Here is a 19,797-nt window from a genome sequence, read left to right as displayed (position 1 = left end):
GCTTCGCTCGGGATCTTGACCAAGCGTTATCAACGATCAGAACGGGTTGAAGGAAAACTCAGCACTCGTTCAACCCTTCACGAAAGCGAATCGCCAGGCTTTTCAGGTTCTGGCGCCAGCTCTCCAGCTCCTCCTGGCTCAGCTCCTGCTCGGGTTCCTGCTCATCCAGATTGACCGCAACGATCAACGGTTGGGTCACATCGCCCTTGGGTTTGCGAGGGGCCCGCGGCGGCTCGAACAGCGCCGCGTGGGCTGCCAGCAGCCTGGCCAGCCAGGTTTCCGGATTGTGGGCCAGCTCGACCATCTCGGCCAGCTCGGGGATGGCGATGGTATCCAGCACTTCCCGGGTCAACAGCAGCTCGGCCCGTGGCGCATTCGCTTGTGGCAGACGATAGAAACCGGCAATTTCATGGCACAACCCCAACAACGCACCGTACAGATGAAACAGCGCGGACTCACGTCCTGCCTGGATCAGCGCAGGGGAATTCATCGCACGCCCATCCTCCGCCCTGGCGAGCGCCTCGAGCGACAAGCCGGCGAAATAAATTTTCTGATTGGTGCGGGTGTAGAGTTCGTGGGCCATGGTGGCTTCTCCCCAACGAAATAAAAGCTTCACGCAGGTGCGACAGTGTCGTGGATCAACCGAGGCCACTGCAAGCCAAAAACCAGAAGGCCGCATGAAAACATGCGGCCTTCTGTTCACTTGGGGCTTGTTGGGGACGGCTACGCCGTCCAGCGGGAGCAAGCTCCCTCGCCACAGGAAGCCTCCCTACCTCAGACAAGCCTAGGCGATCAGCGCTTGTCTTCAACCGTCCATTTACCGCCGTCGTAGTACGCCTTCCAGCCGGTAGGCTTGCCGTCGACTTCGGTCTGCACGTACTGCTCCTTGGTCTTGCGGCTGTAGCGAATGACCGCCGGGCGCCCTTCCGGATCCTTTTGCGGTGCTTCGCAAAGGAAATGGTACTTAGGATCGATCTCGCTCTTATGCGGCAGGATTTCCATCACCAACGGCGCTCGAGTCTCGCGGTTTTTCGGGAACTGACTGGCCGCCAGGAACAGGCCAGATGCCCCGTCACGCAGGATATAGGTGTCGTTGACCTTCTCGCACTTGAGTTCCGGCATCTTCACCGGATCCATTTTCGGCGGTGCCGCGTCACCGCTCTTGAGCAGTTTGCGGGTGTTCTTGCAGGTCGGGTTGGTGCAGCCGAAGAACTTGCCGAAGCGACCAGTCTTGAGCTGCATCTCGCTGCCGCACTTATCGCATTCCAGGCTCGGGCCTTCATAGCCCTTGATGCGATAGCTGCCCTCTTCAATCTCGTAGCCGGCGCAGTCCGGGTTGTTACCACAAATGTGCAACTTGCGCTTTTCATCCAGCAGGTAAGCATCCATCGCCGTGCTGCAGATCGGGCAGCGGTGCTTGCCACGCAATACCAGGGATTCCGACTCGCCCTCGTCGTCCGCAGCGATTTCGTCGCCCGGCACCAGGTTGACTGTCGCCTTGCAGCGCTCCTTGGGTGGCAGGCTGTAGCCCGAGCAACCGAGGAAGACACCGGTCGATGCCGTGCGGATCTGCATCGGACGACCGCAGGTCAGACACGGAATGTCGGTCATGACCGGCTGGTTGGCCCGCATGCCGTTGTCAGGGCTTTCAGCCACTTCGAGTTTTTTCTTGAAGTCGCCGTAGAACTCGTCGAGGACATTCTTCCAGTCCCGTTCGCCCTGGGCCACATCGTCGAGGTTCTCTTCCATACCGGCGGTGAAGCCGTAGTCCATCAGGTTCGAGAAGCTCTCGGACAGACGCTCAGTGACAATGTCACCCATCTTTTCCGAATAGAAACGACGGTTGTGCAGCGCCACGTAACCGCGATCCTGGATGGTGGAAATGATCGCCGCGTAGGTCGAAGGACGACCGATGCCACGCTTTTCCATTTCCTTGACCAGGCTGGCTTCCGAATAACGGGCCGGCGGCTTGGTGAAGTGCTGGGTCGGATCAAGCTTGATCAGCTTCATCACATCGCCCTGGGCCATGTCCGGCAGAACGTCGTCGTCCCCAGGCTTGGTGATTTGCGGCATCACGCGGGTGTAGCCGTCGAACTTCAGAATGCGGCCCTTGGCGCGCAGCTCGAAGTCGCCAGCACCGACGCTTACGGTAGTCGACAGGTATTGCGCCGGCAGCATCTGGCAGGCCAGGAACTGGCGCCAGATCAGTTCGTAGAGGCGCTCAGCATCGCGCTCCATGCCCGACAATTTGCTTGGCTCGGTGTTGGCGTCGGACGGACGAATCGCTTCGTGAGCCTCTTGTGCGCCTTCCTTGCTGCTGTAGACGTTCGGCGTGTCCGGCAGGTATTTCTTGCCGAACTCGCTTTCTATATAAGTGCGCGCCATCGTCACGGCATCAGCCGAGAGGTTGGTCGAATCGGTACGCATATAGGTGATGTAGCCGGCTTCGTACAGACGCTGGGCCATCATCATGGTTTTCTTTACGCCAAAGCCCAGGCGGTTGCTCGCGGCCTGTTGCAGCGTGGAAGTAATGAACGGTGCGGACGGCTTGCTGCTGGTCGGTTTGTCTTCGCGCTTGACGATGCTGTAGCTGGAAGCCTTGAGCTTCTCCAGGGCAGCCATGGCCTGGGCTTCGTTGAGCGGTTTGAAGGCTTCGCCCTTCTCCCGAGCCACGTCGAAGCGCACGGTGGCGCCCTTGGCGGTACCGAGGTCGGCGTGGACTTCCCAATACTCTTCAGGGATGAACGCGCGGATCTCCCGCTCGCGTTCCACCACCAGCTTCACCGCGACCGATTGCACGCGACCGGCAGACAGGCCGCGGGCGATCTTGGCCCACAGCAGTGGCGAAACCATGTAACCCACCACGCGATCGAGAAAGCGACGCGCTTGCTGGGCGTTGACCCGATCGATGTCCAGCTCGCCTGGCTGGGAAAAGGCTTCCTGGATAGCCTTCTTGGTGATTTCGTTGAACACCACGCGCTTATAGCGGCTGTCATCCCCACCGATGGCTTCGCGCAGGTGCCAGGCAATGGCTTCCCCTTCGCGGTCCAAGTCCGTCGCGAGATAGATGGTGTCGGCATCCTTGGCGAGCCGACGCAGCTCTTCGATGACCTTTTCCTTGCCCGGGAGGATCTCGTACTTGGCTTTCCAGCCATGTTCCGGATCGACACCCATGCGTGAGACGAGCTGCTTGCGCGCCTTGTCCTTGGGCGACAGCGCCGGCGCTTCACCGGCAGCAGCCTTGCCGCGCTTGGCGGCAGGCTCCTTGCTGGCGCTAGCCGAACCGCTGGTGGGCAGGTCTCGGATATGGCCGATACTCGACTTCACCACGTATTGGTTGCCCAGATACTTGTTGATGGTCTTGGCCTTAGCCGGGGATTCCACAATGACCAGCGATTTGCCCATGGATCAGAAAATTCCTGAATTCTAAAAAGTGAAAGGCGGTTGGCGCCTGACGCGGCACCGCTATATATAGTGGCTACAAGGTGAGGTCAAGCGCAGGGTTTCCCGCAGACTGCCCTCAAGGCTTGGAAAAAAGGCTCTCTTCGGCCTGCACCAAAGCAAAGCGCGGCACCTGTTCGCCGTCAACCTCGACGGACTCTTCGAACATGCTCAAGGGCCTCACCCAAAAGCCGTAATCGCCATACAGGGCTTGATAGAAGACCACTTCTTCCTCGGTCTCGGAGTGCCGCGCGATACTGAATACGCGGTACTGCGGACCTTTGTAATGTTGGTAGAGCCCAGGTTGTATCGGCATGCTTTGGCCCTCACTGAAATCTTTTCAAAATAAAAACAAAATCTTTTCTACTAAACCCGGAAAAACAAAAACCGGGGCACTTGGCCCCGGCTTCCATCAACGCAACGCTTAGACGCGTTCGAAGACAGTGGCGATGCCCTGGCCGAGGCCAATGCACATGGTGGACACCCCAAAGGTGCCGCCGTTCTGCTTCATGACGTTGAGCAAGGTGCCGGAGATACGCGCACCGGAGCAACCGAACGGGTGACCCAGGGCGATCGCGCCGCCGTGCAGGTTAACCTTCTCGTTCATCTTGTCGAGCACTTTCAGATCTTTCAGCACGGGCAGGGCCTGTGCAGCGAAAGCTTCATTGAGTTCGAAGAAGTCGATATCGGAAATGCCAAGGCCTGCACGCTTCAAGGCTTTCTGCGTGGCCGGTACTGGACCATAGCCCATGATCGCCGGGTCCACACCCGCCACGGCCATCGAACGAATCACCGCCATCGGCTGGATACCCAGGTCCTGGGCGCGCTGGGCCGACATCACGATCATGCACGACGCGCCGTCGGTGATCTGCGACGAGGTACCCGCTGTCACGGTGCCGCCCTTGGGATTGAAGGCCGGCTTGAGGGCCGCCAGGCTTTCCAGGGTGGTTTCCGGACGAATGGTTTCATCGTAGTCGAACAGCTTCAGGAAGCCATTCTCGTCGTAACCCTGCATCGGGATGATCTCATCCTTGAACTTGCCTTCCACGGTCGCCTTGTGAGCGAGCTGGTGGGAGCGCACGCCGAAGGCGTCCTGCTGTTCGCGGGTGATACCGTGCATTTTGCCGAGCATTTCCGCAGTCAGACCCATCATGCCCGAGGCTTTCGCCGCGTACAGCGACATGTGCGGGTTCGGATCGACACCGTGCATCATGCTCACGTGGCCCATGTGCTCGACACCGCCGACGACGAACACGTCACCGTTGCCGGTCATGATCGCCTGGGCTGCGGTGTGCAGCGCGCTCATGGACGAACCGCACAGGCGGCTGACAGTCTGGCCGGCCGCGGTGTGAGGAATCTGGGTCATCAGCGAGGCCATGCGGGCGATGTTCCAGCCCTGCTCCAGGGTCTGGTTCACACAGCCCCAGATCACGTCTTCGACTTCGTTGGGGTCGACCTTGACGTTGCGTTCCAGCAGCTTGCTGATCAGGTGCGCCGACATGTCTTCGGCGCGGGTATTGCGGTGCATGCCGCCCTTGGAGCGGCCCATCGGTGTACGACCGAAGTCGACAATCACGACGTCTCTAGGATTCAAGCTCATAAATGTTCTCTCGCTCTAGTCGTTGGGCGCTTAACCGAAGAAGCTCTGGCCGTTCTTGGCCATCTCACGCAGCTTCGCGGTTGGGTGGTACAGCGCGCCCAAATCAGCGTACTGGTCAGCCAGGGCAACGAACTCGGCCACACCGATCGAATCGATGTAGCGCAGCGCACCGCCACGGAATGGAGGGAAACCGATACCGTAGACCAGACCCATGTCGGCTTCGGCGGCGGTTTCGACAATGCCGTCTTCCAGGCAACGCACGGTCTCGAGGCACAACGGGATCATCATCCAGTTGATGATGTCCTCGTCGGTGACTTCGCGCTGCTCGTAGACGATCGGCTTGAGCACTTCCAGCACCGACGAGTCGGCCACCTTCTTTTGCTTGCCGCGCTTGTCGGTCTCATAGGCGTAGAAGCCCTTGCCGTTCTTCTGGCCCAGGCGCTTGGCTTCGTAGAGCACGTCGACGGCCGAACGACGGTCGTCTTTCATGCGGTCCGGGAAGCCTTCCGCCATGACATCGCGACCGTGGTGGCCGGTGTCGATGCCGACCACGTCCATCAGGTACGCAGGGCCCATCGGCCAGCCGAATTTTTCCATGATCTTGTCGATGCGCACGAAGTCCACACCGGCACTGACCAGCTTGGCGAAGCCGCCGAAATACGGGAACAGCACGCGGTTGACCAGAAAGCCCGGGCAATCGTTGACGACGATCGGGTTCTTGCCCATTTTCTTGGCGTAGGCCACGGTGGTGGCAATCGCCAGCTCACTGGACTTCTCGCCACGGATCACTTCTACCAGCGGCATCATGTGCACCGGGTTGAAGAAGTGCATGCCGACGAAGTTTTCCGGACGCTTGAGGGCCTTGGCCAGCAGCGAAATGGAAATGGTCGAGGTGTTCGACGCGAGGATGGTGTCCTCTTTGACCTTGTCTTCGACTTCAGCCAGTACCGCTTGCTTGACCTTCGGATTTTCGACAACCGCTTCGACCACCAGGTCGACATGGCCGAAATCGCCGTAGGAAAGGGTCGGACGAATGCCATTGAGCACTTCGGCCATCTTCGCAGCGGTCATGCGACCTTTGTCGACGCGGCCCACCAGCAGCTTCGCGGCTTCGGCCAGGCCCTGCTCGATCCCGTGCTCGTTGATGTCTTTCATCAGGATCGGCGTACCTTTGGACGCCGACTGGTAGGCGATACCACCTCCCATGATGCCGGCGCCAAGTACGGCGGCCTGCTTCACGTCACGGGCGATTTCGTCGTAGGCCTTGGCCTTTTTCTTCAGTTCCTGGTCATTGAGGAACAGACCGATCAGGCTTTGCGCTGCCGAGGTCTTGGCCAGCTTGACGAAACCAGCGGCCTCGACTTCCAGGGCTTTGTCGCGACCGAAGCTCGCAGCTTTCTGGATGGTCTTGATCGCTTCGACCGGCGCCGGGTAGTTCGGGCCTGCTTGACCGGCGACGAAACCTTTGGCGGTTTCGAAGGCCATCATTTGTTCGATGGCGTTGAGCTTGAGCTTTTCCAGCTTCGGCTGACGCTTGGCCCTGTAGTCGAACTCGCCGCTGATGGCGCGCTTGATCGTTTCAAGGGCCGCTTCCTGGAGTTTGCCTGGCTCGACCACCGCATCCACGGCGCCGACCTTCAGCGCGTCTTCAGCACGGTTTTCCTTGCCAGCGGCAATCCATTCGATGGCGTTGTCGGCACCGATCAGGCGCGGCAGGCGCACGGTGCCGCCGAAGCCCGGGTAGATGCCCAGCTTGACTTCCGGCAGGCCGATCTTGGCCACGGTGGACATGACGCGGTAATCCGCCGCCAGGCACATTTCCAGGCCGCCACCCAGGGCGATGCCATTGATGGCCACGACGGTCGGTACGTTGAGGTCTTCGAAATCGCTGAAAATACGGTTGGCTTCGAGGTTGCCAGCGATCAGTTCGGCATCGGGCAGCTTGAAGTTATCGACGAATTCGGTGATGTCGGCGCCGACGATGAAGACGTCCTTGCCGCTGCTGACGATCACACCCTTGATCGAAGCATCTGCCTTGATAGTGTCCACAGCCTGACGCAATTCATTCAGGGTTAGACGGTTGAACTTGTTGACGGACTCACCCTTGAGATCGAACTTCAGTTCGACGATGCCACTTTCAAGAGCCTTAACCGTGATGGCTTTACCTTCGTAAATCATCAACTGATCTCCACGATATGGAAGCTGAACAGTACACGTTGAACGCTGACTGCTGGTTCGGCATTGACGTTACCGCCGATGCTACGCCAATCCGCCAGGCACACCCGTCAACGCGATAGTCGGGGTTCTGTAGGAGCATTCTGAAAATACAAACGCTCAATTCATACGCCCGTTTGATTTGGGTACGTCACCTTCACGGAATTTCCGACAATTGTCAATCGCCCTAAACAGGGGCTTGAACGCGACTTTCCGGTCATTTCCGTACTGCACGGATCCGCAACACGGCGCTGCATGAGCAGCCATTCATAGAATCAATAATTAGAAAAGTCGCCCTAATTCCAGGCACAACTGATTCAGCCGACTACGCTGTCCGGAGTGCAACTGGATATTCGGAGCAAGGGACGTTGCGAACGAACGCCCCGGACATCAAACTGGTTACCGGCCTGCCTGGCCAACCCGCCCGATGAGACTGTCGGGCTTTTTTATGCCCGTAGGAACTGCCGAAGGCTGCGATCTTTGATTTTCACTTGAGACTCAATCGAGCGTAGAAAGATCGCAACCTCGCTTGGCTCGACAGCGCCTACCGGAGAGTTCAGGCCAGAAGATTCAGGCCAGCGCCTTCAAAACCTCGGCAATGTCCTGCAAAACACTGGCTTCACCCTTCTCGCCCCAATACAAGGCGATCATTTGCCGGTCGGCTTCGACCTTGTAGACGTTAGCCGGCAATTTTTCGAAATGATTGAGCAATGCCTCCTCCTGACAGACTTCCCGCCATTGGTTGACCCACACGCCCGGCGCAGTCTGCCAATAACTCCAGACCGCCGGTTGCTTGCCGCGCCGGGGCCGGTGGTACTGCGCACAGGGGTTTGGAGGCTGCTGTCCTAGCCAGTGCGGCCACTCCTGCGGCGCCAGTTGCATAGCCAGCCCAAGGCGTCGCGCCTCCATGCGCAAGGCCATGCGACCGCTCTGGACACGCGACGGCCGCAACCATGCCAGGGGGCTTAACACCACCAACAGGATTGACACCACTATCCAGACCGTCATATTCGTATTCCCGAATTCTGATGAGCCCATTGAACGTTGACCCGCGTCGCCGTCAATGCGCTTGAAACCAGCCATACTTACCGTATCGCAATTCTCTGGAGTGTTTCCCATGTACTACCAACACATCCTGGTCGCCGTCGACCTCACTGAAGAATGCGATCCCGTCGTCAAACGTGCTCGCGCCCTGTGCGACGACAGAGACACCAAACTGTCGCTGGTGCATATCGTCGAACCCATGGCCATGGCTTTCGGCGGTGACGTGCCGATGGACCTTTCCCAGTTGCAGCAACAACAATTCGATCAAGCCAAGGAGCGCCTGGACCGATTGATCGTGAAGTACCCCGACCTGAAAAAGGAAAACTGCCACCTGACCTACGGCCAGCCACGCCAGGAGATCCATCACCTGGCCAAGGAACAGGGCTGCGACCTGATCGTCGTCGGCAGCCATGGCCGCCACGGCTTGGCCCTGTTGCTGGGCTCTACCGCCAACGATGTATTGCACGGCGCGCCTTGCGATGTGCTGGCGGTGCATCTGGTCAAGCGCACATAAAACCTAACCCTGGGGGAGCGAGCAGGCTCGCGCCCACAAGGCATAGCGTTTACAAATGGAAATCCCGGCATTCATCGCTGAATGCCGGGACTCCTTGCACCGGCAGATCAAGCGTCCAGTTCAGCCCAGCGCTCGACCAGTGCATCCAACTCGGCCTGCAACTGCTCCAGGTGCGCGATCACCTTGGCGGTTTCGGTGGCGGGCCGCTGGTAGAACCCGGAATCGGCCATTTCGGCCTCCACCGCTGCGATCTGCTGTTCCTTCGCGTCGATATCACCCGGCAACGCTTCCAGCTCGCGCTGCAACTTGTAGCTGAGCTTCTTTTTCGCCGGGGCCGCCGCAGCTGCAACCGGGGCAGGCTCGGCCTTGACCACGGCCGAATTCAGGTCGGCCTTGCCGGACTTGCTCTCGGTCACACCCAGAAGACGCGGCGAACCGCCCTGGCGCAGCCAATCCTGATAACCACCCACGTATTCGCGAACCAGGCCTTCGCCTTCGAACACCAGGGTGCTGGTGACCACGTTGTCGAGGAATGCCCGGTCGTGGCTGACCATCAGCACGGTGCCATTGAAGGTCAACAGCACCTCTTCCAGCAGCTCGAGGGTTTCCACGTCCAGGTCGTTGGTCGGTTCGTCGAGTACCAGCAGGTTCGCCGGCTTGCTGAACAGCTTGGCGAGCAACAGACGAGCACGCTCACCACCGGACAGCGCCTTGACCGGCGTACGGGCACGCTGGGGGCTGAAGAGGAAATCGCCAAGGTAGCTCAGCACATGGCGGCTCTGGCCATCGATATCGATGAAATCGCGACCTTCGGCAACGTTGTCGATCACTGTCTTTTCCAGGTCCAGCTGATGGCGTAACTGGTCGAAGTAGGCGACGTCGATCTTCGTGCCCTCTTCCACCGTGCCGCTGGTCGGTACCAGGCCGCCGAGCATCAGCTTGAGCAAGGTGGTCTTGCCGGTACCGTTGGCGCCCAGCAGGCCGATGCGATCGCCACGCTGCAGCACCATGGAAAAGTCCTTGATCAGGAACGGGCCGCCAGGGTGCGCGAAACTCACGTTCTCAAGCACCATTACTTGCTTGCCGGACTTGTCAGCGGTATCCAACTGAATGTTGGCCTTGCCGGTGCGCTCGCGACGCTCACTGCGTTCCATGCGCAAGGCCTTGAGCGCCCGTACGCGACCTTCGTTGCGGGTACGGCGCGCCTTGATACCCTGGCGAATCCAGACTTCTTCCTGGGCCAGTTTCTTATCGAACAGCGCGTTAGCGGTTTCTTCCGCCGCCAGCGCCGCTTCCTTGTGCACCAGAAAGCTGGCGTAGTCGCCGTTCCAGTCAATCAGGCCGCCGCGGTCCAGTTCGAGGATGCGGGTCGCCAGGTTTTGCAGGAAAGAACGGTCGTGGGTGATGAACAGCACCGCCCCCTGGAAATCCTTCAAGGCTTCTTCAAGCCAGGCGATGGCGCCGATATCCAGGTGGTTGGTCGGTTCGTCGAGCAGCAACAGGTCTGGCTCGGACACCAGGGCCTGGGCCAGCAGGACGCGGCGACGCCAGCCGCCGGACAACTCGGCGAGGGTCTTGTCGGCCGGCAGTTGCAAGCGGCTCAGGGTGCTGTCGACCAGTTGCTGCAGACGCCAGCCATCGCGGGCTTCGAGGTCGTGCTGCACGTGCATCAACTTGTCCAGGTCAGCGTCGGTGACGATGTTCTGGCTCAGGTGGTGATACTCGGCCAGCAGCGCGCCGACACCGTCCAGGCCTTCGGCGACCACGTCGAACACGGTCCGCTCGTCGGCCACCGGCAGTTCCTGGGGCAATTCGCCGATTTTCAGGCCTGGCGCGCGCCAGACCGAGCCGTCATCGGGCTTCTGATCGCCCTTGACCAGCTTCATCATGCTGGATTTGCCAGTGCCGTTGCGACCGATGATGCACACCCGCTCACCACGGGCGATCTGCCAGGACACCTTGTCCAACAACGGCATAGCGCCGAAAGCAAGGGACACATCGCTGAATTTGAGCAGGGTCATGAGCTTCTCCAAAAACCGGGCGCGCATTCTACCTGAGATGCGGCCTCAGGAGTCCGCCAATTTCGTCACCGAAGCACTCTGCACAACAAATCTTGCGAACTTGCGTAGACGGCCCTGCAAAGCTTTCGCCGGTTGCTGGCAAAAGGCTAAGCTACAGACAGTTACCCTGGGTTAACCCTTGGGCTTGTCATGTTTTTTCTGCCCGGACGTATCATGCGCAGTCGCCTTTTCAGTGCCATATCTTGCCTTTTCATCTGTGCCACTGCCGTTCAAACCGCTCAGGCGGTGGATATTTCAACCCAGCGCCAGTATTACGACGAGGCCAAGCGCGCCTTGGCCAAGGGTGATTCCGGCCCTTACTTCCGCTACAGCCAGGCCTTGCGCGATTACCCGCTGGAGCCGTACCTGGCCTATGACGAATTGACCGCCCGCCTAAAGACGGCGAGCAACGCCGAGATCGAGAAATTCCTCGCCGAGCACGGCGACCTGCCCCAGGCCAACTGGATGAAGCTGCGCTGGTTGCGCTGGCTGACCGAGCGTGGCGACTGGGACACCTTCGTCAAGTACTACGATCCCAAGCTCAATTTTACCGAATTGGACTGCCTCAACGCCCAGTACCAGCTCACCCACGGGCTGAAGGCCGAAGGTTACGCCAACACCGAGAAGTTGTGGCTCACCGGAAAATCCCAACCGCAGGCCTGCGATGCGTTGTTCGGCCTGTGGGCATCCCAGGGCCAGTTGACCGAACAGAAGCGCTGGGAGCGGGCGAAACTGGCCGCCCAGGCACGTAATTATCCATTGGCCAACAGCCTGGCCAGCGGCCTGACCACCCTCGCCCCCCGCGGCAAACTGCTGGTGGACGTCGCGCAAAAGCCCGAACTGCTCAATCAACCATCGCGCTTCATCCCCGCCGATGAGCCGATGTCCGATATCGTCAGTCTCGGCTTGCGCCGCCTGGCCCGCCAGGACCCGGACAAAGCCATGGCGTTGCTGGACGGCTATGCCAGCACCATGCATTTCTCCCGGGATGAAAAAGTCGCGATTGCCCGGGAAATCGGCCTGACCCTGGCCAAGCGCTTCGACGGTCGCGCCCTGGACGTGATGACCAAATACGACCCGGAACTGCGGGATGACACCGTTTCGGAGTGGCGCCTGCGCCTGCTGCTACGCCTGGCCCGCTGGGATGACGCCTACCAGTTGACCCGTCGCCTGCCCGAGTCGCTGGCCACCACCAACCGCTGGCGCTACTGGCAGGCCCGCACGCTGGAGTTGGCACAGCCACAGAATCCCGAAGCGCTGACGCTCTACAAGCATCTGGCCCGCGAACGAGACTTCTATGGTTTCCTCGCCGCCGACCGTTCCCAGTCGCCGTACTCACTGGTTAACCAGCCGCTGGTGATGAGCCAGGCGCTGATCAACAAGGTTCGCAATACGCCGGGAGTACGTCGGGCCCTGGAGTTTCATGCCCGCGGGGAAATCGTCGACGGACGCCGCGAGTGGTATCACGTCAGCCGTCATTTCAACCGGGACGAAATGGTCGCCCAGGCGAAGCTGGCCTATGACCTGAAGTGGTATTTCCCGGCCATCCGCACCATCAGCCAGGCCAAATACTGGGACGACCTGGATATCCGCTTCCCGATGGCCCACCGCGAAACCCTGGTGCGTGAAGCCAAGGTCCGCGGCCTGCACTCAAGCTGGGTGTTCGCCATCACCCGCCAGGAAAGCGCCTTCATGGACGACGCCCGCTCTGGCGTCGGCGCCGCCGGCCTGATGCAGTTGATGCCCGGCACCGCCAAGGACACAGCGCGCAAATTCAACATTCCCCTGGCCTCGCCGCAGCAAGTGTTGAACCCCGACAAGAACATCCAGCTCGGCGCGGCTTACCTGAGTCAGGTCCACAGCCAGTTCAACGGCAACCGCGTGCTGGCCTCCGCCGCCTACAACGCCGGCCCCGCTCGAGTGCGCCAGTGGCTGCGTGGCGCCGATCACCTGAGCTTCGACGTATGGGTCGAAAGCATCCCGTTCGACGAAACCCGCCAATATGTGCAGAACGTGTTGTCATACTCGGTGATCTACGGCCAGAAGCTCAACTCACCGCAACCGCTGGTGGACTGGCATGAGCGGTACTTCGATGATCAGTGAGTGTTAGCGACAAGCTGCTCCTGAAAGCAAAATGCCCGTATCGAAAGATGCGGGCATTTTTTTTGCTCGATTACTTGGTCGGTTACTGGACCTTGTGGGAGCGCACAGTCCTCAGTCAGTTACCGACTCCAGCCCCACATTGAACTGCAACGCCGCCAACCGCGCATACAACGGGTTGCTGGCAACCAGCTCCTGATGGGTACCCACGGCAACCACTTTGCCCTGGTCCATCACAGCAATCCGGTCGGCGTTCTTCACCGTGGCCAAGCGGTGGGCGATGACCAGGGTGGTGCGGTTTTTCATCAGGTTGGGCAAGGCTTGCTGGATCAGGTGTTCACTTTGCGCGTCGAGGGCGCTGGTGGCTTCGTCCAGTAGCAGGATCGGTGCGTCCACCAGCAGCGCCCGGGCGATGGCCAGGCGCTGGCGTTGGCCGCCGGACAACCCGAGGCCACCGTCGCCCAGGTGGGTCTGGTAGCCGTCGGGCATTTTTTCGATGAAGTCGTGGGCGTGGGCGATCTGCGCCGCCTCACGCACCTGCTCGGACGTCGCGCCAGGGTTGCCATAGCGGATGTTCTCTTCGACCGTGCCGAAAAACAGCGCCGGGTTTTGCGAGACCAGGGCGAAATGGCGACGCAGGTCCAGCGGATCAAGTTGGGTCAGCGGCACCTCGTCGATGAAAATCTGCCCTTGTACCGGGTCGTAGAACCGCAGCAGCAGGTCATACACCGTTGACTTACCGGCGCCGGAAGGTCCAACCAGGGCAAGGGTCTCGCCTGCGTGGATGGTCAGGTCGAGGCCATCGACCGCGTAGCTGTCGGGTCGGGACGGATAGGAAAAACGCACGCCTTCAAGGCGCAGATCGCCCCGGACCCGCTCAGGCAACGTCACGAGACCTGAGGTCGGCGCCTGGATGATGTTTTGCGAACGGAGCAATTCGGCAATGCGCTCGGCCGCACCGGCCGCTCGTTGCAACTCACCGATCACTTCGCTCAGGGTGCCGAAGGCACTGCCGACGATCAGGCTGTAGAACACGAAAGCCGCCAGCTCACCACCGGAAATCCGCCCGGCGATCACATCCATGCCGCCGACCCAGAGCATCACGCCCACCGCCCCCAGCACCAGCACGATCACCAGGGTGATCAGCCAGGCCCGCTGGGCGATGCGCTTGCGAGCGGTGTCAAAGGCCTGCTCCACCGTCACGGAAAAACGTTGTTCGTCCTGGACCTGATGATTGTAGGCCTGCACGGTTTTGATCTGGCCCAAGGTTTCGGAGACATAGCTGCCGACGTCGGCAATGCGGTCCTGGCTCTGGCGCGACAGGCTGCGCACCCGCCGGCCGAACACCAGGATCGGCGCCAACACCAGCGGCAAAGCGATCACGACAATGCTGGTGAGCTTAGGATTGGTGATGAACAGCAGCACGATGCCGCCAATCACCATCAAGGCATTGCGTAAAAACAACGACAGCGACGAACCGATCACCGACTGCAACAGCGTCGTGTCGGCGGTCAGGCGCGACTGGATCTCCGAACTGCGATTGTTTTCGTAGAAGCCCGGGTGCAAGTACACCAGGTGATTGAAGACTTGCCGGCGGATATCGGCCACCACCCGCTCGCCGATCCACGACACCAGGTAGAAACGGGAAAACGTCCCGATCGCCAGGCCCACCACCAGCACCATGAACAGGCCGATGGACTGATTGAGCAGGTGCGGGGAACGGGTCATGAAGCCCTGATCCACTAGCAACCGAATGCCTTGGCCCATGGACAAAGTAATCCCGGCGGTAACAATCAGCGCCAGTAAAGCACCCACTACCTGCTTGCGATAAGGGGCAATGAAACCAGTGGCCAGGCGAATGGCCCGGCGTTGTTGGGAAGAGAGCATCAAGGACATCCGATAATGCAGCAGGAAAAGGCCGACCAGCGACAACGAAGCGTAGCGGAACCATCGTGAATCAGAATGAGTCAGGTTAAATATGACCGCAACGACTAGGGGCTAGATGTTATCGGTCTAAAGTCTGACTGGAAACGCAACTGTGTTTCTGATTGAGTGGAGCTGTCGCCATGAACCTACAAGGAGTGTCATGGCTCGGTCACCTGGCGACATTAAAGTAGGCACACAACCTGATGAGGAGACAGGCCATGTCCTTGCAACACAGCAGCGACGACAAGATTCAAGTGATCCGCACACAACCGGACCAGTCCCTGGGCTGCTCGTTCATCGATGCCCAAGGACGCGAAGTACCGATCACTGAAGACATGATCCAGAAGGCGTGCAGCGAACTGGAGAAACGACTGGTCAAACCTGCCGAACAAAAGTGATACAGCCCGTCTTCAATTGGACCCGACCTTGATGTCGGGTTTTTTATGCCTGAAAGAACGAGGCTGCCAGCGATCCCTGGCCTCGCCACAAAGGCGGCCTCTAGACGATAGTGGCACCCAGCGCGATCACGATCTGTTGCAAGGCCGGGCACGCCCCTTCGATGCGAACCTTCAAACTGTCGATTTCCCGGCGTGGCGGATAGTGCTTGCGCAGGGCATCGAAGGCACTGCGCTGCTCGCCGACCGTCCCCACCAGGCTGCGACGAAAGTCCGCGTCGTCACGGCGCGGGTCGTACACGCCACGGCACAGCGTCGCCAGGGCCCAGGCCGGGTCGGTTTCGGCGTCCAGGGTAATACCGCCCAACCAGGGTCGCGGCAGCAAGTCGCTGAGGCTGACTTCAACTGGCTGATCCAGAAAACCGCACAAGGCTTCGTAGATCTGCGCCGTGCCACGCTGGCGGCCATCGAGGCTGTAACCGGCAATGTGCGGCGTGGCGATCACGCACAGGTCCGCCAGGTCGACATCCACGGTCGGCTCCTGCTCCCAGACATCCAGCACCGCTTGCAGGTCTTCACGCTCCAGCAGCACCTCACGCAGGGCCGCATTATCGATCACCGGTCCGCGAGCCGCGTTGATCAGCCAGGTGCCAGGCTTGAGCTGGTTCAGACGCGCTTCGTCGAACAAGTGCCAGGTCGGTTGCTCACCGTCGCGGGTCAACGGGGTGTGCAGGCTGATGACGTCGCACTGTTCGATGATCTGCTCCAGGCTTACGTAATCGCCCCCCTCGGCGGCCTGACGCGGTGGGTCGCAGACTTTCACGGCCCAGCCAAGCCCCTTGAGCACCTCGATCAGCCGCCCGCCCACCTGGCCGGCACCGACTACGCCGAAGGTGCGTTGCTTGAGGTCCGCGCCTTCGATTTCAGCCAGGGTCATCAGGCTGCCCAGCACATAGTCCACCACGCCACGGGCATTGCAGCCCGGCGCACTGGCCCAGCGGATGCCGGCCTCGGCGAAATAATCCAGGTCCAGGTGATCGGTGCCAATGGTGCAGGTGCCGACGAAGCGCACCTTGCTGCCTTCCAGCAGCGCCCGATTGACCTGGCTGACCGAACGCACCAACAGCACATCGGCCTGCTCGACCATCGCCCGGTCGATGCCCCGCCCGGGTACTCGGCGGATTTCGCCGAAACCTTGGAAAAACGCATCAAGCAGGGGAATGTTTTCGTCAGCGACGATCAGCATGGCAGAGCTCCTTTGGCCGGGTGGGCAGTGTAGGCGTTCCGTTGGGCCTGTGCATTACCCGAAACGAATGATGTTGTGGCGAGGAGATTTATCCCCGTTGGGTACGCAGCACCCCCTGCGACTTTACGACTGTTGCGCAGTCGAGCGGGGATAAATCCCCTCGCCACAAAGTATTCGCAAGCCAGTTGAACGATTACAAATCCACAACACAGGTTTTTTCCTGACCACCGCGTCAAGGCGTAGAATCCGCCGCCTTGCGCTTAATCTTTTCGGACGCTTGCCTTGTGAACCCTGTGATCGACACCCCCACCACCCTCTCCCGCCCTGCCCGGATTCGCCTGGAGTTCAGGACGCTGCTGGCCCTGGCGCTGCCGATCATGGTGGCGCAACTGGCGACCACCGCCATGGGTTTTGTCGATGCGGTGATGGCCGGTCGCGTTGGCCCACGTGACTTGGCGGCAGTGGCATTGGGCAACTCGATCTGGGTGCCGGTGTTCCTGTTGATGACCGGCACGCTGCTGGCCACCACACCGAAAGTCGCCCAGCGCTTCGGTGCCGGTACGTTCGACCAGATCGGCCCGCTGGTGCGCCAGGCACTGTGGCTGGCGCTGGTGGTGGGGTTGATCGCGACACTGGCGCTGTTCTGCGCCGAGCCGATCCTGCACATCATGAATGTCGATCCTGAGCTGATCGGCCCGTGCATGGAATACCTGCACGGCATCGGCACCGGCCTGCCGGCGGTGGCGCTGTATCACGTGCTGCGCTGCTTCAGTGACGGGCTGGGTCGTACGCGCCCGGCGATGGTGTTGGGCTTGTGTGGGCTGGCGCTGAACATCCCGCTCAATTACATCTTCATTTACGGGCACCTGGGCGTGCCCGCCATGGGCGGCGTCGGTTGCGGCTGGGCAACAGCCATCGTCATGTGGGTCATGGTCCTGGGCATGGCCGGGTGGGCCCGGTGGGCACCGGCCTATCAGTCAAGCCGCTTGTTCGTCCGTTTCGACTGGCCGCAGTGGGCGGTCATCAAGCGCTTGCTGGGCATCGGCCTGCCGATTGGCATCGCGGTGTTTGCCGAGTCGAGTATTTTTGCGGTAATCGCGCTGCTGATCGGCAGCCTCGGCGCCACCGTGGTGGCCGGGCACCAGATCGCCCTGAACTTCAGTTCCCTGGTGTTCATGATCCCCTACTCCCTGGGCATGGCCGTGACGGTGCGGGTCGGCCAGGCGCTGGGGCGTGGCCAGCCTCGTGAAGCACGCTTCGCAGCGGGTGTGGGCATGGGTACGGCCCTGGCGTACGCCTGCCTGTCGGCGAGTTTGATGTTCAGCCTGCGTGGCCCCATTGCCGCGATCTATACCGCCGATCCGGTGGTCATCAACGTGGCGTCGATGCTGATCGTCTACGCGGCGCTGTTTCAGTTTTCCGATGCGATCCAGGTCACGGCGGCGGGCGCGTTGCGTGGCTACCAGGATACGCGGGTGACGATGATCCTGACGTTATTCGCCTACTGGGGCATTGGCCTGCCGGTGGGCTACACCCTGGGCCTGACCGACTGGCTCGGCGCGGCCAGCGGCCCGAGCGGGCTGTGGCAGGGCTTGATCGTAGGCTTGAGCTGCGCGGCGCTGATGCTGTCGATCCGCCTGACCCGCAGTGCGCGCAAGCAGATCCGTATCAGTCGCTCGACGGGTTAGGCGAGTTTCTTGCGGATCCAGTAGAGATAAGTGCCAGCTTCCTCTTGCTGCGCCACCAGTTCGTGGTCCAGGAACACGCAAAACTTGGGGATGTCGCGGCGGGTCGAGGGGTCGGTGGCAATCACCTTCAGCAGCCCGCCAGGCGCCAGGTCGCGGATGTGCTGATGCAGCATCATCACCGGTTCCGGGCAATTGAGGCCGGTGGCATCCAGCGTGCCGTCGACCGGCGTGTCGTTCATTTCACTCATGTTCTACTCCTGAAACTGGCCGGCATTGTCGCGCAATGTCGGCGTTCGGTCACCCTCTGGCTTAACGCCTGTGGGAGCGAGGTCACTCGCGATGGCGGTGGGTCAGCTTGCATCAATATTGAATGTGCCGACGTCATCGCGAGCAAGCTCGCGCCCACAGGAGGACTTCATTGCCTTTCGGGCGCTAGCGGGACTTGGGCTTTTTGCTGTCCAACCGTCGCAGATGGCACGTCACTTCCTCACGGTCGTGGTACAGCTGCTTGCAACCGATCTCGACCTTGATGCCCCGGGCCTTGAAGCCATCGGCAATGCGTTCGAGCAGGCGCTTGACCTCGGCATAGCGTTGTTTCATCGGCAGCTTGAGATTGACCACTGCCTCACGGCAATGCCCTTCGCCAATCCATTCTTCGAGCATCGCTGCGTTGCGCGCGGGCTTCTCGACGATGTCGCAAACCATCCAGTCCACCGGTTGCTTGGGCTTGAAGGTAAAACCGTCCGCCATCAGGTGCTGCACCAGGCCGGTGTCCATCAGGCTTTCGGCCATCGGTCCATTGTCGATGGCGGTCACCAGCATGCCACGGTTGACCAACTGCCAGGTCCAGCCGCCCGGCGCCGCGCCGAGGTCCACGCCGGTCATGTCGCTGTGCAGGCGTTCGTCCCACTGATCCCGAGGGATGAAGTGGTGCCAGGCCTCCTCAAGCTTGAGGGTGGAACGGCTCGGCGCTTCCCGTGGAAATTTCAGGCGGGGAATGCCCATGGGCCACATCGCCGAGTTATCGGATTCCGCCAGCCCCAGGAACACCTCGCGGCCACTCTTGAAGGTCAGCAGCAGACGCGGCTTGCGCGGGTCGTCCACCAACTTGCCAGCGCCGACCAGCGCCTTGCGCAAGGGGCCTTCGAACTTTTTGCAGAAGTTCGACAGTTCCTTGCCGTCATTGGTGTCCACTACTTCCAGCCACAGGCTGCCGCAGGTCGGGAAAGCGGCCATGTGGGCCAGGATGACGCTGATGCGGTCGGTTTCCGGCAAATCGATGAAAGTGCCGCGCGCCCATTGGCGCGGAAAAATCAGTTCGGCGAAACGCAGGCCAGCCATCAGCCGCTCGGCGCCGTCGTCTTCGGTGCAGACAAATTCAGCGCAAGCACTGGCCGCCTTGGCCTTGGCGTAGCCGGCCACGTTAAGCCGGGCGGCATGTTCGGCGATCTCGGAGCAGACCTCGCCTTCGAAGCCTGGTCGGCAGTGCATGAAAAGCGTGTTCATTGAAACTCCGTAGCAAAGCCTGTCACGAAAACCGCCGCATGATAGCGGACTTCGGAACCCCGA

At 60.6% G+C, this 19,797-nt stretch carries 15 protein-coding genes; 4 read left to right on the top strand and 11 right to left on the bottom strand.

From position 1 onward, the window contains the following. Window positions 1–58: 58 nt before the first annotated feature. The 6 genes from SGN16_RS09455 to SGN16_RS09430 form a co-directional block, all read right to left on the bottom strand. Window positions 59–583, bottom strand: coding sequence for a DUF6586 family protein (locus SGN16_RS09455; protein WP_210643674.1), 525 nt, complete (start codon window positions 581–583; stop codon window positions 59–61). 209 nt (window positions 584–792) lie between these two features. After that, the gene (topA, locus tag SGN16_RS09450) at window positions 793–3,405 is read right to left on the bottom strand and encodes a type I DNA topoisomerase (protein WP_210643673.1); all 2,613 of its coding nucleotides are present in this window, start codon (window positions 3,403–3,405) and stop codon (window positions 793–795) included. A gap of 115 nt (window positions 3,406–3,520) precedes the next feature. Continuing rightward, window positions 3,521–3,757, bottom strand: a complete 237-nt coding sequence (locus SGN16_RS09445) for a DUF1653 domain-containing protein (protein WP_135844527.1) — start codon at window positions 3,755–3,757, stop codon at window positions 3,521–3,523. Window positions 3,758–3,865: 108 nt separating this feature from the next. Beyond that, window positions 3,866–5,041: an acetyl-CoA C-acyltransferase FadA gene (gene fadA / locus SGN16_RS09440; protein ID WP_210643672.1), complete on the bottom strand. Its 1,176-nt coding sequence runs from the start codon at window positions 5,039–5,041 to the stop codon at window positions 3,866–3,868. Window positions 5,042–5,071: 30 nt separating this feature from the next. Continuing rightward, entirely contained in the window at window positions 5,072–7,219 is a 2,148-nt protein-coding gene (gene fadB, locus SGN16_RS09435; protein WP_335944870.1) for a fatty acid oxidation complex subunit alpha FadB, read from the bottom strand. A gap of 606 nt (window positions 7,220–7,825) precedes the next feature. Further along, window positions 7,826–8,263, bottom strand: coding sequence for a hypothetical protein (locus tag SGN16_RS09430; RefSeq protein WP_210643670.1), 438 nt, complete (start codon window positions 8,261–8,263; stop codon window positions 7,826–7,828). 109 nt (window positions 8,264–8,372) lie between these two features. Between SGN16_RS09430 and SGN16_RS09425 the strand changes: the two genes are divergently transcribed. Then, a complete protein-coding gene (locus SGN16_RS09425) occupies window positions 8,373–8,813 on the top strand; it encodes a universal stress protein (RefSeq protein ID WP_210643669.1) in 441 nt (146 codons plus the stop codon). A 107-nt stretch (window positions 8,814–8,920) separates the two neighbouring features. Here SGN16_RS09425 and SGN16_RS09420 read toward each other — a convergent pair whose 3' ends face one another. Further along, a complete protein-coding gene (locus SGN16_RS09420; RefSeq protein WP_210643668.1) occupies window positions 8,921–10,834 on the bottom strand; it encodes an ATP-binding cassette domain-containing protein in 1,914 nt (637 codons plus the stop codon). A 213-nt stretch (window positions 10,835–11,047) separates the two neighbouring features. Here SGN16_RS09420 and SGN16_RS09415 point away from each other — a divergent pair, with 213 nt between their 5' ends. Then, complete coding sequence (locus SGN16_RS09415; protein WP_210643667.1) at window positions 11,048–12,976, top strand: transglycosylase SLT domain-containing protein; 1,929 nt, start codon at window positions 11,048–11,050, stop codon at window positions 12,974–12,976. A gap of 111 nt (window positions 12,977–13,087) precedes the next feature. Here the strand turns inward: SGN16_RS09415 and SGN16_RS09410 are convergent, their stop codons facing one another. Beyond that, window positions 13,088–14,860 carry an ABC transporter transmembrane domain-containing protein gene (locus SGN16_RS09410; RefSeq protein WP_335944871.1) on the bottom strand — a complete coding sequence of 591 codons (1,773 nt, stop codon included), beginning with the start codon at window positions 14,858–14,860 and terminating at the stop codon, window positions 13,088–13,090. A 257-nt stretch (window positions 14,861–15,117) separates the two neighbouring features. On the opposite strand from SGN16_RS09410, the gene SGN16_RS09405 reads away from it, so the two are divergent. After that, window positions 15,118–15,297, top strand: a complete 180-nt coding sequence (locus tag SGN16_RS09405; protein WP_003199629.1) for a PA1571 family protein — start codon at window positions 15,118–15,120, stop codon at window positions 15,295–15,297. Window positions 15,298–15,397: 100 nt separating this feature from the next. Here the strand turns inward: SGN16_RS09405 and pdxB are convergent, their stop codons facing one another. Beyond that, the gene (gene pdxB, locus SGN16_RS09400) at window positions 15,398–16,540 is read right to left on the bottom strand and encodes a 4-phosphoerythronate dehydrogenase PdxB (RefSeq protein ID WP_210643665.1); all 1,143 of its coding nucleotides are present in this window, start codon (window positions 16,538–16,540) and stop codon (window positions 15,398–15,400) included. Window positions 16,541–16,824: 284 nt separating this feature from the next. On the opposite strand from pdxB, the gene SGN16_RS09395 reads away from it, so the two are divergent. Beyond that, a complete protein-coding gene (locus SGN16_RS09395) occupies window positions 16,825–18,228 on the top strand; it encodes an MATE family efflux transporter (protein WP_281728961.1) in 1,404 nt (467 codons plus the stop codon). Here SGN16_RS09395 and tusA read toward each other — a convergent pair. Further along, entirely contained in the window at window positions 18,225–18,476 is a 252-nt protein-coding gene (tusA, locus tag SGN16_RS09390; RefSeq protein ID WP_003183455.1) for a sulfurtransferase TusA, read from the bottom strand. The two genes, SGN16_RS09395 and tusA, sit on opposite strands and share 4 nt — an antisense overlap. A gap of 184 nt (window positions 18,477–18,660) precedes the next feature. Then, entirely contained in the window at window positions 18,661–19,734 is a 1,074-nt protein-coding gene (gene rlmM, locus SGN16_RS09385) for a 23S rRNA (cytidine(2498)-2'-O)-methyltransferase RlmM (RefSeq protein WP_210643664.1), read from the bottom strand. Window positions 19,735–19,797 lie beyond the last annotated feature (63 nt).

Source organism: Pseudomonas sp. G166 (assembly GCF_037027455.2).
Lineage (GTDB): Bacteria > Pseudomonadota > Gammaproteobacteria > Pseudomonadales > Pseudomonadaceae > Aquipseudomonas.
The sequence above is the reverse complement of the archived record's forward strand: the minus strand, read 5'-3'. Positions and strand labels throughout refer to the sequence as shown.